This window comes from Streptomyces sp. NPDC056144, assembly GCF_042264145.1.
Taxonomy (GTDB): Bacteria; Actinomycetota; Actinomycetes; order Streptomycetales; family Streptomycetaceae; genus Streptomyces.
Window position 1 is genome coordinate 581,227 of record NZ_JBHJVF010000002.1, and the last position, 16,393, is coordinate 597,619.

Sequence of the window (16,393 nt, forward strand, 5' to 3'; positions counted from 1 at the left end):
CCGGTTGCGCGACGGGGGAAGGTGCCGTTCGGCGTCCGGCGGTGTGGCGAACGGCAGGAGTCCGTGAGGACCTTCGCCCCGGAGGGCGGGGGACGGAGGTCAGTCCTCGACGGGACGGTAGCGGTAGCCGACGCCGCGGACGGTGGAGATGCCGGTACGGCCGCCGGTCGCCTCCGCGATCTTGCGGCGGAGGCGCAGCACGGTGTACTTCACCCGGCTCGGGTCGGCGTACTCGTTCTCGCCCCACACCCGGGTGAGCAGCTGCCCGTGGGTGAAGACCTGTCCGGGGCGCGAGAGCAGGGTGGCGAGGAGCTCGAACTCCAGGGGGGTGAGGTCGAGGGGCTTGCCGTCCGCGCGGGCCGTGCGCCCGGGGCGGTCGACGACGATCCGCTGCTGCCCGACGGTGCCGAACGGCCCGGCGGAGCCGTCGGACGAGGCCGGCAGGAGACGGCGGAAGCGGGCCGCGACCCGGGGCAGGCCCTGTTCGCGGGAGAGGGCGTACGTGAGGTAGTCGTCGGCCCCGTTGCGGTAGGCGCGGGCCGCGTCGACCTCGATGTAGACGGGTGCGGTGACGACGATGCGCAGCGCGCAGTCCTGGGCCCGGAGCTCCCGGAGCAGTTGCCAGGAGTCGCAGCGGGGCAGCTCCAGGCTGAGCATGACCCCCTGCGGCCGGCGTTCGCGGAGGGCGCGGCGGGTGGAGGGGCCGTCGACGGTCTGCCGTACCTCGTACCCGCGGACGCGGAGCATGCCGCCGACCTCCTCCACGACGCGGGTGTCCGTGAGGGCGAAGAGGATGAGAGGCCGGGCGTGACCGCCCGGTCCCGTAGCGGCAGGGAGTGACATATCTGGACAATATGTCCTGATCTCTCCCTGCGATGGTTACCGACAGGTTCTGTCACGTCAACGAGACACTCGATCACCTTCCGCAACCGGCCCCTGACGTCACGTGGCCGAGAGCGCGTCCCGGATCGACGCCCAGTCCGGAGCCGTCGGCTCGTACGTCTCCCGCGCCGTGCCGACGTCCTTGTAGCCGCTCGACGTCATCACGCACACCACCGGACCGTCGCTCTCGCGCGGGCCGTGGGCCCGGAGACCGGCGAGGCCTGCCGCCGAGGAGGTCTCGCACCAGAGGCCCTGGGACGCCAGCTCCTCGCGCGCCGCGCTCATCTGCGCGTCGGTGACCGTGCGGGCCGCTCCCCCGGTCGACCGGACGGCGACGACCCCCCGGTAGCTGTTCACCTCGCAGTCGATGGCGTAGGCGGTGGTCGGCCCGACGGGGACCCGGGCGGCGGGCCGGCCGCTGCGGAGGGCCTCGGTGAGCGCTCCGGCCGCGGCGGGCTCGGCCGCGTACATCCGGGGCACCGCGTCGGTCACGCCGAGCCGCGCGAGCTCCTGGAATCCCTTGGCGACCCCGAAGAGCAACTCGCCGTATCCCGTGGGCAGATGGACGGCGGCGGGCGCCCGGCCGAGCGCGAGGGCGATCTCGTACGCGAGGGTCTTGTAGCCCTCGGGGCCGAAGGGGTGCCCGGTGTGGGCGGTGTCGGTGACGCTGCTGACGGCCTGATAGCCGAGTTCCGCGACGATCCGGCGCATGAGCGGGCGGACGGTCTCCTGCGGCACGGTCAGCACGGTCGCCCCGTACGCGCGCAGGTGGGAGGCGACGGCCGGCGGGGCGAACGGGGAGGTGAAGACCGCGCAGGGCAGTCCGGCGCGGGCCGCGTAGGCGGCGGCCGCGGCTCCGTGGTTGCCGGAGGAGGAGACGACGATGCCCCGCGCGCCGGAGGCGACGGCGGCGCTGACGGCGACCCGGTTGAGCCGGTCCTTGTGGCTCCACGTGGGGTTGCGGGACTCGTCCTTGACCCAGACGCCGTCGGCGAGTTCGACGAGCGGCGTGTTCCCCTCGCCGAGACCGGGGGCCGCGAGCGGCGGGAGCAGCGGCGCCCACCGGTCGAGCCCGGGCGCGGCCGGGCGGGCGAAGAGGTCGGCGGGGACCTCGTCGTAGGCGTAGTCGATGTCGAGGGGGTAGGCGACGGTGTCGCTGGAGGTGACGGGACAGCCCTCGGTGAGCGGCGGCCAGAGAGGGTGGCGCACGGAGGGGTCGGCGAGCGAACGCTGGGCGGTGGCGAGCGAGCGCTGGGCTGCGGCGGGCGACTGCGGGGCTGCGGCGGGCGAGGTCACGCCCGAACCGTAACGCGACACGCCCTGTCCGATAATCGCCGCGCCCTAGGCATATGCCAGAAGCACCACCGGATCGAGTGTTGCCAAACCTCTTACGACCCGTCCCGGGCTGTGCGACAGTCGTACGCGGGGCCTCCTATCCCACCAGGCCGCGCCTCGCCCGTATCGGAGTACGCCATGCCGTCCCACCCCTTCGCGGACCATCCCGCCCAGCCGCCGGAGCCCGGCGCCGTGGACGCGCTGATCACGCAGACCCGCCGCCTGCGCGGCGAGGTGGACGCCGTGCGCCGGGACACCGCCGAGCACGAGGACGACCCTCAGCGGCGCTGGCAGCGCGCCCTCTGCGACCTCGCGGTGCACCAACTGGACTCCCTCGGAACCCACTTGGGACAGCTGCGAATCGGCACACCGGAGGCGGGCAGAGGCACCTCCGGCGCCACCCACGGCGCACCCGCCGCCGCCCGTACCGGCCCGCGGCCCGCCCGCGTCGGCAGCGCCGAGTGGAACCTCCTGACGGACGAGGCCAGTTGGTCCGACGAACTCTTCGACCTCTTCGGGCGCCCGCGCGAGAAGGGCCCCATGACGCTCGACGAGCTCCCGTCGATGGTCCACTCCGACGATCACCCCCTGCTCCAGGCGATGGTGACGGACTGCCTGATCGACGGGAAGCCGATCGACGGCGAGTTCCGGATCACCCGCGCGGACGGCCGGGCCCGCACGGTCCACATGACCGGCGAGCCCGTCCTCGACTCCGACGGCTGCACCGCCTCCATGTGGGCCGTCCTCCGGGACGTGAGCGAACTGCGCCGCGGCGAGCGGGCGGTCCGCGACACCCGGGACACACTGGAGCGCAGCCGGCAGCTCCGGCAGACCGAGCGCCGGGTCGCCGTCGAACTCCAGGAAGCGGTGCTGCCGCCCTGGCGGGGCTCGCTCCGCTTCGCCCACGACGGCCCCGCGCCGCTCGACGTGGCGGCCCGCTACCTGCCGGCCGTCAGCCCCGGCCTCATCGGCGGCGACTGGTACGACGCCCTCGCCCTGCCCGAGGGCGACGCCCTCCTCACCGTCGGCGACCTGACCGGCCACGGCGTCGCCGCGACCTCCTCCATGGCCATGCTCCTCGGCGCCCTGCGCGGCATGGCCGTGGCCGGAATCCGGCCCGGCGCCCTGATGGGCCACCTGAACCGGCTCCTGGAGACCTCCGTCCAGCCCGCCCTCGGCAGCGCGATGTGCTGCCGCTACGACCCGGTCGCCCAGACCCTGACCTGGGCACAGGCCGGACACCCCGCTCCCCTCCTCTTCCGTGACGGTACGGGGGCGGCCCTGCGGCGACCCGAGGGCGTGCTCCTCGGGGCGACGAGCGGCGGAGCGTACGGCGAGACCGAGACCCGGCTCCTCCCCGGCGACGTGCTCGTCCTGCACACCGACGGGCTGACGCGCGGCAGCGGCGCACTGGACGACACGGGAACCCGACGCCTGCTCGCCCTGGGACCCCGCCTCGCCGAGGCGAGGGACGCGCAGGAAGGCGTGCGCGCCGTGGTCGAGGAGTTCGGCGCGGAACCGCGCGAGGACGACGCCTGCGTGATGGTGGTCCGCGTCGGGCACTGACGCCCCCGCGACACGAGGACGCCCAGGGATACGTACGACTACCGGCCCAACGAGTACCGAGCCCTACGCCCGGGCGTGACTGTTCGAGGACCGCCGTGCGGCGGCCTCTCAGGCCTGTCCCGTCCTCGGGCGCGTGATGGGCGACTTGGTGAGGGCCTGCGCGATCAGACCGCGCAGCTCCCCCATCCTCACGTCCCCGGCGTACTGCCCGGTCAGGCCGTACATCACCTCCAGGCGGTGCCACGTCCGGTGCGACGAGGTCTCGCCCATCGCTTCGAGCGCCTTCCGCGCGTACCGCTCCGCCTGCTCCAGGTCCCCGCCGATGAAGCAGGCGGAGGCCATCGAGATGTAGTCGAAGAGCTTCGAGCGGTTGTGGCCGTCCTTGCGCAGGTCGAGGGCGATCCGCGCGTGCCGCTGCGCGGGGAGCGCGGCGGCGGCGTCATGGTCGGCGAGGGTGCGGTAGGCGAGCGCCTGCATGCCGTGCAGGTCTGCCTCGTCGAAGTGCTGCATCCAGCCGGGCGTCTCCTGGTCCTTGCGGTCGGAGACGAAGAGCTCCTCCGCCCGGCCCAGGGTCCGCCGCATCGCCTGGCCGCGCCCCATCGAGGCCTGCGCCCAGGCCTCGATGGTGGCGAGCATGGCCTGCGTGCGGGGCAGCATCCCGTCGCCCGCGCCGGACGTGGCGAGCCGCATCAGGTCGAGGGCCTCGTCGGGCTTGCCCAGGTGCACCATCTGGCGCGCGGCCCGGGAGAGGGCCTCGCCGGCGCGCGGGCGGTCGCCCTGCTCGCGGGCCGCGTGGGCGGCGATGACGAAGTACTTCTGCGCCGTGGGTTCGAGGCCGACGTCGTGGGACATCCAGCCCGCCAGGACCGCCAGGTTGGCGGCGACACCCCACAGCCGCTGCTGGAGGTGTTCGGCGTGTCGGTAGGCGAGCATGCCGCCCACCTCGTTGAGCTGTCCCACGACCGCCTTGCGCTGGAGACCGCCGCCTCGTTGGGCGTCCCAGGCGCGGAACACCTCCACCGAGTACTCCAGCGCCTCGATCTCCTCCGACCCGATGGGGGCGGCCTCGTAGCGGTCGAACCCGGCGGGGTCGGCGTGGAGGGGATCGGTGGCGCGCTGAGTGGTGGTCATGCGCGTGGGGTCGGTCTGCAGCCAGTCGGACATACTGCTGCTGAGTGCGGAGCCGGCGGCGAGCACGGCACCCGCGCCCACCAGGCCGCGTCGGTTGAGCATGAGGTCCATTCCCGTGAATTCGGTGAGGACCGCAGCCGTACGGTCGGGAGGCCACGGCAGACCGTCAGGGTTGTCTTCCTTCCTGACGTCCTGCCGCTTTCCGGCGCGCCCGTGTCGTACGAACCCGAGGTCCTCGATGGTCACGACACGGCCGAGTCGCTCGGTGAACAGCGCTGCCAACACCCGGGGGACGGGATCGCGCGGGGTCTCGCCCCGGTCGATCCACCGCCGCACCCGCGAGGTGTCCGTCGCCAGCTGGGGGTGGCCCATGGCCGCCGCCTGCCGGTTGACGAGTCTCGCGAGTTCGCCCTTGGACCAGCCGGCCAGGCCGAACAGGTCTGCCAGGCGGGTGTTGGTGTGTCCGGTCACGTCTAAGCCCCCAGGTTCTCGGCTGAGTTGACAGTAACCCCCTGTCATAGGGCTGGCGACTATTCGCCAGGGTTCGCCAGGGTGCGCCCGATGTTCCGCCACCCGCGCGCGGGTGTCAGGTAGGTATGCGCCACCCCGTCCCGCCGAACCGGCCCTCATTCCCCAGGGTGCGGACCGGGGGCGGGCGGGGCGACGCACGCGACATGTCGGACCACGAAGGGATCTGTCTCCTCCATGTACACAGCATCGTCCTCCGTGTCCGCCCCGCCCCGGCCGCAGAGCGGCTTCGTCCCGGCGGGTGCCGGGCCGTACCTCGCCCCCTCGCCGGGAGCCGTACGACCCCGGCGCTGGACGGGCGGCACCGGCACCCAGCCGGTCAGCGGAAGAATCGACCTGTCGGGTCCGCAGGGGGCGCAGCTGAAGCGGGCCATCGCCTCGGTCCACCGGATCTGCCCGGAGTTCCAGCCGGTCCAGGTGCTGCGGCGCAGTGGCCGCTCCGTCCTCATCGTCGGGACGACCGGACGGACGACGGCGGTGGCGAAGTGTTTACTGGACCACTCTCCCGCCTGGGTCGAGCGGTTCCGGCACGAAATAGCTTCCTACCGCTCCTTCGTCCGTCACCGTCCGCCGGTGCGGGCGCCGCGGCTCATCGCCGCGGACCCGGAGAACTGCACGCTGGTGATCGAGCGCATGCCCGGGCGGGCGGCGGCGCTCTCGCGCCACCCCGTCGAGGCCCCGCCGCGGGCCGACGTGCGGGCGGCGCTCGGGGCGGTGGCCCGGCTCAACGCCTGGCGCCCGCCGGCCGGGACGTTCGACGCGCCGCTCGACTACGGGCAGCGGATCGCGCGGTACCACGAGCTCGGTCTCTTCACCGACCGGGACAGGGACGACCTCCAGAAGCTCATGCACGGCCTGGCGCACGCGGGCGGGCGTCAGGGCATGGGGCAGTTCTGTCACGGTGACGCCCTGCTCTCCAACATCCTGCTCTCCCCCACGGGTCCGGTCCTCGTCGACTGGGAGCACGCCGGGTGGTACCTGCCCGGCTACGACCTGGCGACGCTGTGGGCGGTCCTCGGGGACGCGCCGATGGCACGCCGTCAGATCGCCCAGCTCGCCCAGCAGGCGGGCCCGGCCTCCCGGGACGCCTTCCTGGTGAACCTGATGATCGTGCTGACGCGGGAGATCCGTACGTACGAGACGGCCGTGCAGCGCACGATCAAGGAGGCCCCTCCGGCCGGTACGGTCCCGGTTCCCACCGGGACGCTCGCGCCCGGCGAGGAGCAGCGGCTGCTGCTCCGGCGGCTGCACGACGACTGCGCGATGGCCCGGCGGGCCGTGCGCGCGGCGGTCGGGACGCGCTGAGGGGCGTACCGGACGGGAAGACGGGGGTGGCGCGCCGCGCGCCCGGTGCCGACACACCGGGACGCGGCGCTCCGTCGTGTCGGGGCCCAGGGCGTGTTGCGAAAGCAGCGCCGGCGCCGGGCGCGCGGCCATTGGTCCACTCCATTGACGCGTCCCAGGCCCGGGGACCGTCATCGCGAAACTCGTCACGAGACCCGTTCAGACCCTTCTGACGTGCGAACTTCCGGACGGCCAGGCGTGATTGACGGATGCTCCGGGAGCCGATACCCCTGTACGGGTTCGGTCCCGCACGCCCCCGTGTCACCCCCCGCCCCTGGAGGCTGCCTTGCTCCGTTCCGCGTCCCTCAGACGTACGCCGCCGAGCCGTGTCCCGAGGGCGGTCGGCGCGGCGGCCTGCGCCGCCCTGCTGCTGCCGCTCCTGTCCTGGACGCCGTCGGCCGTCGCCGACGAGCCGGACGCCGCCACGCTCCAGGGGCAGTTCGCGCGCGCCGCCGAACGCCACGGTGTGCCCGAGAGCGTGCTGCTCGCCGTCTCCTACCTCCAGTCCCGCTGGGACGCGCACGGCGGCGCGCCGAGCGTGACCGGCGGGTACGGGCCGATGCACCTCACGGATGCCGTGACGGCGCTCGCGGGGGCGGCCCCGCACCACTCGGAGGGCGAGGAGGACGCGCGCGGCGACGACGCCCGTACCGGCAGGGCGGCCCCGGAGACCGCCGTGCCCGCGCCGGAGGCGCTGCCCGCCCGGCTGCGGACCCTGGAGCGGGCGTCCGCGCTGTCCGGGATCCCGGCGGAGGAGCTGCGGACCGGCACCGCCGCCAACATCGAGGGCGGGGCGGCGCTGCTCGCCGCCGCGCAGCGGGAGGCCGGTCTCCCGGCCAGCGCCGACCCGGCCGACTGGTACGGGGCCGTGGCCCGCTACTCGGGCGCCGAGGACACGGCGACGGCCACGACGTACGCGAACGACGTCTTCGACGTGATCAGGACCGGCGAGTCCCGGACGACCGACAGCGGCCAGCGGGTGGCGCTCCCTGCCTCCCCCGCCGTGGCGCCCGCCACCGGGCAGCTGGACGCGCTCGGTCTGCGTCCGCCCGCCGGCGGTCCCGTGGAGTGCCCGCGGTCGGTGGCGTGCGAGTGGATCCCGGCTCCGTACGAGGAGTTCGGCGACGGCGACTACGGCAACCACGACAAGGCGAACCGGCCGGAGTCGCAGTCGATCGACTACATCGTCATCCACGACACGGAGGCGACCTGGGACGTCACCCTGAAGCTGGTGCAGGACCCGACGTACGTGTCCTGGCAGTACTCGCTCCGCTCCTCGGACGGCCACATCGCGCAGCACCTGCCGCTGAAGGACGTCGGCTGGCACGCGGGCAACTGGTACGTGAACGCGAAGTCGGTGGGTCTGGAGCACGAGGGTTTCCTGACCTCGCCGGACGCCTGGTACACGGAGGCGATGTACCGGACGTCGGCGCGGCTCGTCCGCTACCTGGCGGCGCGGTACGACATCCCGCTCGACCGGCAGCACGTCCTGGGTCACGACAACGTGCCGGGGACGGTGACCTCGTCGATCCGGGGCATGCACACGGACCCGGGCCCGTACTGGGACTGGGCGCACTACTTCCGGCTGCTCGGCCGTCCGATCACGCCGAGCGCGGGTCCGCGGGCCGGTGTGGTGACGATCCGGCCGGACTTCGCCTCCCACCAGCCGGTGTACACGGGCTGCGTGAAGGCCGGCGAGGCCTGTGCGCCGCACGGGAGCGGGGCGGTGCGCCTGCACACCGCGCCGAGCGCCGACGCGCCCCTGGTGAAGGACGTCGGGCTGCGGCCGGGCGGGCAGGACTCGACGACCGGTGTCAACGACACGGGGGCGCGGGCCTCGACGGGGCAGAGCTTCGCGGTGGCGGAGCGCAGCGGCGACTGGACGGCGATCTGGTACCTCGGCCAGAAGGCGTGGTTCCACAACCCGGCGGACGGGCCGACGGCGGTGAACGCGCGCGGTCGGGTCCTGACGCCCCGGAAGGGGCTCGCGGAGGTGCCGGTGTACGGGCGGGCCTATCCGGAGGCCTCGGCCTACCCGGCGGGCGTGCCGGTGCAGGCGGTGTCCCCGTACCCGTACACGGTGAAGGCGGGCCAGCGGTACGTGGTGGGCGGCCGCACCCCGGGCGAGTACTACTTCGCCCCGGTGTTCGACAGCAGTGGCCATCGGGTCGTCCGGGGGCAGGAGGAGTACTACCAGATCCAGTTCGGCCATCGCGTGGCCTTCGTGAAGGCCGCTGACGTGGAGGTTTCCTTCTCCTGACGGAGGGGTGGCCGGAAGTCCCGGGGTGGTGCCGGAGGAACGGTCCGGCACCACCCCGTTGGCGTTCATACGACTATTCCGGAGATCGCGTGGGCGATCCGGGTGACGGGTAAGGCTGGGCCGGTCATCGCAGCAGACCACCGCGGCGGGCCAGCGCCCCAGCACGTCGGAAGGCCATCCAGGACATGCCTCAGCCCTTCGTTATGCCGGACTTCTACGTCCCGTATCCGGCACGGCTCAATCCCCACGTGGAGGCGGCACGCACGCACACGCGCGCGTGGGCCCGCGCGATGGGGATGCTGGAGGGCTCCGGCGTCTGGGAGGAGCACGACCTCGACTCCCACGACTACGCGCTCCTCTGCGCCTACACCCACCCCGACTGCGACGAGGAGGCCCTGAACCTCGTCACCGACTGGTACACGTGGGTCTTCTTCTTCGACGACCACTTCCTGGAGGTCTTCAAGCGCACCCAGGACCGCGCGGGCAGCAAGGCCTACCTCGACCGGCTGCCGCTGTTCATGCCGGCGGACCCCGCGGCCGGCATGCCGGAGCCGGTCAACCCCGTCGAGGCCGGACTCGCCGACCTCTGGCGCCGGACCGTCCCCTCGATGTCCGACGCCTGGCGCGCCCGGTTCTCCGAGGCGACCGAGCACCTCCTCTACGAGTCCCTCTGGGAGCTCGACAACATCAACGACGGCCGGGTCGCCAACCCCCTCGAATACATCGAGATGCGCCGCAAGGTGGGCGGCGCCCCCTGGTCCGCCGGACTCGTCGAGTACGCGGCGGGCGCCGAGGTCCCCGAACGGGTCGCGCACTCCCGGCCGCTCCGCGTCCTCAGGGACGCCTTCTCGGACGCCGTCCACCTGCGCAACGACCTCTTCTCGTACCAGCGCGAGGTGGAGGACGAGGGCGAGAACAGCAACGGCGTCCTCGTCCTGGAGAGGTTCCTCGGCTGCACCACGCAGGAGGCCGCGGAGGCCGTCAACGACCTGCTGACCTCACGGCTCCAGCAGTTCGAGAACACCGCCCTCACCGAGGTGCCGATGCTCGCCGTCGAGCACGGTCTGGACCCGGCCGAGATCGCGGCCGTCGCGGCGTACGCGAAGGGGCTCCAGGACTGGCAGTCGGGCGGCCACGAGTGGCACATGCGCTCCAGCCGGTACATGAACGAGGGCATGGCCGTCTCGGATGCACGGCTCGACGGCGTCATCGGCACCTCGGCGCTCGACATCAGGAACCTCTTCGGCCGACCGGCCGCCGCCCGGCAGCGCAGTCTCACCCACGTGCCGCACCAGCACGTCGGGCCCTCGCTGCTGCCCGAGTTCGAGCTGCCGTACCCGCTGACGCTCAGCCCGCACCACGCGGAGGCCCGCCGGATCTCGCTCGACTGGGCCGAGTCGTTCGGGCTGCTCGACGACCTCTGGGACCGGCCGCTCGCCGAGGGCTTCGACCTGGCGCTCTGCTCGGCCGGGCTCGACCCGGACGCCACCCTGGAGGAGCTCGTCCTCAGCGCCGAGTGGCTGACCTGGGGGACGTACGGGGACGACTACTACCCGGCGGTCTTCGGACGCGCCCGGAACCTGCCCGGCGCGAAGCAGCAGACCGACCGCTTCAAGGCGTGCATGCCGCTCGACGACCCGGCCTCCGGTGCCGCGCTCGCCGTGAACCCCATGGAGCGCTCGCTCGCCGACCTGTGGGCGCGGACCACGGCCCCGATGGCGCCGGAGGCCCGCGCCCAGCTGCGGGTGGCGCTCGACGCGATGCTCGACAGCTGGATGTGGGAGCTCCACAACCAGGCGCAGCACCGCGTACCGGACCCGGTGGACTACATCGAGATGCGGCGCAGCACCTTCGGCTCGGAGCTGACCACGCTGATGAGCCGGCTGCGGCAGACCTCGGCGCTGCCGCCGGAGATCTACCGGACGGGGACCGTGCGCGCCCTGGAGAACGCGGTCATGGACTACGGGGCGCTGATCAACGACCTCTTCTCGTACCAGAAGGAGGTCGAGGTCGAGGGCGAGGTGCACAACGGGGTGCTCGTGCTCCAGAAGTTCTTCGACTGCGACTACCCGACGGCGATGGCCATGGTCCACGACCTGATGAAGGGCCGGCTGCGCCAGTACGAGCACCTGAAGGAGCGTGAGCTCCCGCTCCTGTACGAGGAGTTCGGGCTCGACGTGACCGGAAGGGCCGCGTTCGCGGCCTACCTGCGGGAGCTGGAGGACTGGCTCGCGGGCATCCTGCACTGGCACCGGAACGTACGGCGGTACGGCGCCGAGGACGTCCGCGCGGGCAGCGGCACGCCGCTCGTCGGACGGGGTCCGGCGGGGCTCGGCGCTCCGACGGGGCTCGGCACGTCGGCGGCTCGGCTCACGGAGCTGCTCGGGTCGGCGGCCGGCTGACCCGAGCACGACGGAGGCCCCGGGAGCGGTGCTCCCGGGGCCTCTCGGCGTCTCAGTCGCGTCGGCCGCCGCGCAGTTCGTCGAGTTCGCGGCGTTCGCGCTTGGTGGGGCGGCCGGCGCCCCGGTCGCGTACGGCCGCGACGGCGACGTGCTCGCGGGGCGGCGGGGGCGGGCTGTTGTCCACGTACGCCTCGACGGCGACCGGCGGGCCGACGCGCTTGGTGTGGAGCACCTTGACCTCGACGATCCGCTCGCGACCGCCGTGGTGGACCCGGACCTCGTCACCGGGCTTCACGGGCTGGGCGGGCTTGGCCCGTTCGCCGTTGACCCTGACGTGACCGGCCCGGCAGGCCGCGGCGGCCTCCGAGCGGGTCTTGGTGAGCCGGACCGACCAGATCCAGCTGTCGACGCGCGCGGCCATCGGACCCCCGCCCCCCGTCAGCCCTGCTGGAACAGCTCGGCGGGCAGCGGCTTGAGCAGCGCGTACAGGTCGTCGGTGATCGGCCGGTCCCAACTGGCGATCGTCACGAGGACGTTGTCGCTGCGGTCGAACTGGACGCAGGAGATGCGGCTCTCGGAGAGCTTGAGGCGGCGGACGATGAGGAGGTTGTCCCCCTGCATGACCGGGACGTCCTCGGTGTCGAGGACCTCGACCGGCTCGTCGTTCTCCAGGGCGGCGAGGAGCTGGGCCACCTCGAAGGGGATCTGCCCGTCGGCGAGCTCGCGCGCCGGGGAGCCCTCGGGGAGGTTGCCGATGATCATCGCGGGGCCGCGGCCGCCGAACAGGTCGTAGCGGAGGAACACGCCCTGGCAGGAGCCGTCGGGCGCGGGCAGCAGACCGGCGCCGAGATTGCCGGGCCAGTCCCCCGGATCCATGGCCAGGACATCGAAGTCCGGGCCCGCGGGTGTGGCGGCGCTACGGCGGCGGAGGAAGGACATACGGCCCATGGTACGTGGCCGGGCGCGGGATGCGGCGCGCCGGGCGCCCTCCTCGCGTCAGGCCTGTCCGCCGGGGGCGCCGGGACCCTCGCCGACCGGTGCGCCGGTGTGCCGCAGGGCCTCGGCGAGGCCCGCGCGGTCGGTGCCCAGTTTGCGGTAGACCGCTGAGAGGAGACGGCTCACGGCGGCCGGGGCGAGGCCCAGCTCGTGCGCCACGTCCCGGTCGCGGACGGTGAGCTCGGCGGCCCGCCGCTCACGGGCGGTGAGCGTGTCCGTACCGGCGGGATGGAGGGGGCGGGGGCGGAGTCCGGCGGCGGCGAGCTCGGCGCGGGCCTCCTCGACCAGGCCGTCGGCTCCGCAGTCCTGGGCGGCCTCCAGACCTCGGTGAAGCTGCTCGGCGGCCTCCCCGGCGCGGTCGGTGCGGCGGAGGGCGGAGCCGAGGGCGACGAGGGCGCGGGCGAGCTCGTACGCGGCGGGTGACCGGTCGAGCCAGTCGACGGACTCCTCCAGGAGCTTCACGCGCTCGGCGGGCTCGGCGACCTCGGCGAGGACGCGGAGCGCCGCGCCGATCGTGGAGGGCGCGCCGTACTGGCGGGCGCGGGCGACGGCGTCCTCGGCGGTCCGGCGGGCGCGCTCGGGGGCGGTGGCCGCCTCGGCGACGGCCAGGTGGAGCTGCCAGGGGCACCAGGCGGGGTTGCGCATGCCGCGCGGGTCGAGGCGGCGGCCGACGGCCGCGAACTCGGCGGCGGCCTCGTCGTTCCGTCCCCGGGCGAGGAGCAGTTCGGCGTGGACGGTCTGCGAGTCGGGGAAGGTGACGGCGGCCGGGAAGGGCTCGCCGAAGTCGTGGGCGCGGGCGATGCGGTGGGCCTCCTCGACCCGGCCCCGGGCGAGCAGCACCTCGATGGTGACGCCGACCGCGTACCACTCGGCGGGGGTGCGGGGGCCGACCCGCTCGGCGAGGCGCAGTCCGGCGCGGACGAAGTCCTCGGCCTCGACGAGCCGGCCGCGGCGGTAGCGGATGTAGCCGAGGAGGGTGTACGCGAAGGAGAGGTGGGCGCCGCGCCAGCCCTGGCGCTCGAACTCGGCGGTTCCGGCGGCGAAGAGCTCCTCGGCGCGGCCGGGGCGGTCGGCGTAGAGGAAGGTGAGGGCGGTGAGGACCGGAACCTCGAAGCCCCGGCTCTCGTCGGCCCAGCTCAGGCCGCCGTCCAGGGCGCGTTCGGCGTGCCGTACGGCGACGGCGGAGGGTTCGGCCCTGAGGGTGGCGTCCCAGGCGCGCAGGCCGATGACGTACCGCTCGGTCAGGTCGCGGCCGGTGAGCCGGTCGGCGAGGGCGGCGAGGCGCCGCGAGCGGGCGGGCGAGTCTGGTTCGTCGGCGCGGAACGCGTCCCACATGAACTTCTCCGCGCGCATGCGGAGGCGGCCGCGGGCGTCCTCGGTCCGTTCGGCCTCCCGGCCCAGGAGCTCGGACGCCTCGACGAGCCGGTCGCTGTGGGCGAGGACCTGGGAGAGCCGGTAGACGATGCCGTGGCGCAGGGCCGGGTCGGCGACCGGCTCCTCCAGGGCGGCGCGGAGGTGGTTCACGGTGGTGGCGGGCTCGGTGAGGAGCGAGGCGCAGCCGAGCTCGAAGAGGACCCCGGCCCGCTCCTCCTCGACGGGCGGCTCGCGCAGCGCGCGGGCGAGGTAGCGGCGGGCCGCGTCGGGGGCTCCGGCGCGGAGGTTCTCGCGGGCGGCGGCGCGCAGCTGCCCGACGGCCCAGGCGTCGCCCTCGGGGTGGGTCTCCAGGAGGTGGCGCGCGGCGGCGGTGGGCCCGAGCCCGGCGTCGACGGCGCACCAGGCGGCCTGGCCGTGGAGGGCGACCCGCATCCCGGCGGGGATCGAGCGGTAGAGGGTGGTGGCGATCAGGGGGTGGACGAATTCGAGGGCGTCGGGCGGGGATTCGGCGCCGGGGCCGTGGTACGGCGCCTCGGCGAGGACGCGGGCCTCGCGCAGGCGGGCGGTGCAGTCGGCGACGGCGTCCTCGCCGAGCCCCGCGAGGGCGCCGGCGATCTGGGGGGAGATCGCGGTCCCGAGGACGGCGCAGGCCCAGGCGAGGCGGACGGTGGCCGGGCCGAGGCGTTCGAGGCGGCTGACGAGACCGCTGCCCTTCAGGGCGGCGGCGAGGTCGCGGAGTTCACCGGCCCGGTCCTCGACGGGATCGAGGCCCTGCTCGCGGACCTTGGCGACGAGTTCGACGGCCTCGAAGGGGTTCCCCGAGGTCACGGCCCAGACCTCGCGGCAGAACGCGTCGTCGGCGTGGGAGCCGACGCGGTCGTGGACGAGGCGGGCGATGGCCTCCGGGGTGAGCGGGGCGAGACCGAAGGCCTGCTGACCGGCGCGCCGCCCGGTGAACTCGGCCCCGGACTCCGGGAGTTCGTCGGGGCGATAGGCGACGACGAGGAGCATGGGGAGCTCCTCGGCGCGGGGCGCGAAGGCGGCGAGCCAGCCGAGGGACTCGGGGTCGGCCCAGTGGGCGTCGTCGAGGACGACGACGAGCGGCGCGCCGCGGACCGCGAGGTGGGTCAGGACCCAGTCGAGTCCGTCACGCAGCCCCTGCGGGTCGGGCGGGGCGCCCGCGCCCGCGGCGCGCAGTCCGAGGGCGGGGCCGACGATGTCGTACCAGGAACCGAGCCGCTCGCGGAGCTCGGCGTCGGAGGCGTGGGCCAGGCGGGGCTGGAGGAGCTGCCGGGCGACATGGAAGGCGACCCGGCGCTCCTGCTCGCCGCCGCGCGCGGAGAGCACGGCGCAGCCCCGGGCGGCGGCGCGGCGGCGGATCTCGGCGAGCAGGGTGGTCTTGCCGAGCCCGGCGGGCGCGGCGAAGGCCAGGACGCCGCCGCGGCGCGGGGCGGGCGGATGGGGGCGGGCCTCGGTGAGACCGGGGCCGCTGTCCCCGTCGCGCACGGCGACGAGACGGGCGCCGCCGGACGCGCGGGGAGCGGGTACGGGGTGATGCCGCTGGTCCGGCGCGTCGGAGGGGGCCTCGTCGGGGCCCAGGAGGAGGGCGAGCGCCTCCTCGGCCGCCGCCAGCGCGGTCTCGCGCTCGAAGAGGCCGAGGCCGCGCTGCCCGGGTCTGCGGTCCGTACGTGCCACGCTCCACCCCCACGCCGGGGGCGCGCGCCCGGCGCACAGGCTGGCAACTCCGGGCGGGAGGCCCCGCGAAGGCCTCAGCGTACGCCCGGAGGCCCGCGTGTGACCCTCAATCGGCGAAGCGGCCCCGCGTCCTCCGACGGAGACCTCCGTCGGAGGGAACCCCTTCCGGGGTCGCCACGTCACAGGTGGGTCGGACACAGCGATCGGCAGGAGACGACGGACATGACCTCGACCATCCGCGCCACCGGGAGAACGACGGCACGGCGCCGCGCCGCGGCGGGCGTTCTCGCGGCCGGACTCGCACTGGCTCTGTGGGCGTGCGGCGGCGTCGACGACGTCCGGCCGGTGGCCGACAACGCCGTCGGCGGCCCCAAGCCCTCGCCGCGCTGCGCGCCGCCGAAGACCGACAGGACGGTCGACTCGATTCCGAGCCTCATCCGCCCCTACGGCCTCCCCACCCTCGTCGAGTTCGCCCGCGACGACCACGTCGCCAACGTGATCAGCGGGACGGTCACCGCGAGCCGGGTGGAGGTCGTCGAGCCGGGCGCCCAGGTCCTGACGTACCTGACGGTCGCCGTGGAACGGCAGCGGGAGGCCGGAAGACCGACCACCGTCACCGTGCGCGAGGAAGGCGGGATCGTCGCACGTCCGGACGAGACGGTCGACTACCGCTTCTACGGGACCGAGCACGCCTGCGTGGGCCAGCGGGTCCTCGTCGTGGTGGCCGACGACTCCGGCCGGCAGAAGAAGCAGGGCGCGTACACCGCCCTCGCCCGCCTCGTACGCGAGGGGAACTCCACGACGTACACCTGGCCCGGCGACGCCCCGAATCCGAAGTGGGAGAAGACGGTCGACATCGAGTCCCTGATGTAAGGGGCGG

General features: G+C 74.1%; 11 protein-coding genes. 5 read left to right on the plus strand and 6 right to left on the minus strand.

What is annotated here, in order from left to right; all coding sequences use genetic code 11:
- Positions 1–99 precede the first annotated feature (99 nt).
- Together ACFC0Z_RS09135 and ACFC0Z_RS09140 are read right to left on the minus strand one after the other, a co-directional pair.
- Positions 100–843, minus strand: a complete 744-nt coding sequence (locus tag ACFC0Z_RS09135; protein WP_376434393.1) for a response regulator transcription factor — start codon at positions 841–843, stop codon at positions 100–102.
- A gap of 99 nt (positions 844–942) precedes the next feature.
- A complete protein-coding gene (locus ACFC0Z_RS09140; RefSeq protein ID WP_376434395.1) occupies positions 943–2,178 on the minus strand; it encodes a pyridoxal-phosphate dependent enzyme in 1,236 nt (411 codons plus the stop codon).
- Between the two features lie 177 nt (positions 2,179–2,355).
- On the opposite strand from ACFC0Z_RS09140, the gene ACFC0Z_RS09145 reads away from it, so the two are divergent.
- On the plus strand, positions 2,356–3,783 hold the full coding sequence (locus ACFC0Z_RS09145; protein ID WP_376434397.1) for a PP2C family protein-serine/threonine phosphatase: 1,428 nt from the start codon (positions 2,356–2,358) through the stop codon (positions 3,781–3,783).
- 108 nt (positions 3,784–3,891) lie between these two features.
- Here ACFC0Z_RS09145 and ACFC0Z_RS09150 read toward each other — a convergent pair whose 3' ends face one another.
- On the minus strand, positions 3,892–5,385 hold the full coding sequence (locus ACFC0Z_RS09150; protein WP_376434399.1) for a hypothetical protein: 1,494 nt from the start codon (positions 5,383–5,385) through the stop codon (positions 3,892–3,894).
- Positions 5,386–5,619: 234 nt separating this feature from the next.
- On the opposite strand from ACFC0Z_RS09150, the gene ACFC0Z_RS09155 reads away from it, so the two are divergent.
- From ACFC0Z_RS09155 to ACFC0Z_RS09165, 3 genes are all read left to right on the plus strand, one after another.
- Positions 5,620–6,747 carry an aminoglycoside phosphotransferase family protein gene (locus ACFC0Z_RS09155; protein ID WP_376434401.1) on the plus strand — a complete coding sequence of 376 codons (1,128 nt, stop codon included), beginning with the start codon at positions 5,620–5,622 and terminating at the stop codon, positions 6,745–6,747.
- A gap of 325 nt (positions 6,748–7,072) precedes the next feature.
- Positions 7,073–9,046 carry an N-acetylmuramoyl-L-alanine amidase gene (locus ACFC0Z_RS09160; protein WP_376434403.1) on the plus strand — a complete coding sequence of 658 codons (1,974 nt, stop codon included), beginning with the start codon at positions 7,073–7,075 and terminating at the stop codon, positions 9,044–9,046.
- 185 nt (positions 9,047–9,231) lie between these two features.
- On the plus strand, positions 9,232–11,448 hold the full coding sequence (locus ACFC0Z_RS09165; RefSeq protein ID WP_376434405.1) for a germacradienol/geosmin synthase: 2,217 nt from the start codon (positions 9,232–9,234) through the stop codon (positions 11,446–11,448).
- Positions 11,449–11,500: 52 nt separating this feature from the next.
- On the opposite strand, the gene ACFC0Z_RS09170 is transcribed toward ACFC0Z_RS09165, so the two are convergent.
- From ACFC0Z_RS09170 to ACFC0Z_RS09180, 3 genes are read right to left on the minus strand one after another with little or no spacing between them, the layout of a single operon-like run.
- Entirely contained in the window at positions 11,501–11,869 is a 369-nt protein-coding gene (locus ACFC0Z_RS09170) for an RNA-binding S4 domain-containing protein (RefSeq protein WP_376434407.1), read from the minus strand.
- Positions 11,870–11,886: 17 nt separating this feature from the next.
- On the minus strand, positions 11,887–12,387 hold the full coding sequence (locus tag ACFC0Z_RS09175; RefSeq protein WP_024757478.1) for a hypothetical protein: 501 nt from the start codon (positions 12,385–12,387) through the stop codon (positions 11,887–11,889).
- A 57-nt stretch (positions 12,388–12,444) separates the two neighbouring features.
- Positions 12,445–15,324: an AAA family ATPase gene (locus ACFC0Z_RS09180; protein ID WP_376435055.1), complete on the minus strand. Its 2,880-nt coding sequence runs from the start codon at positions 15,322–15,324 to the stop codon at positions 12,445–12,447.
- Between the two features lie 411 nt (positions 15,325–15,735).
- Between ACFC0Z_RS09180 and ACFC0Z_RS09185 the strand changes: the two genes are divergently transcribed.
- Positions 15,736–16,386, plus strand: a complete 651-nt coding sequence (locus tag ACFC0Z_RS09185) for a hypothetical protein (protein WP_376434409.1) — start codon at positions 15,736–15,738, stop codon at positions 16,384–16,386.
- Positions 16,387–16,393: the final 7 nt, after the last annotated feature.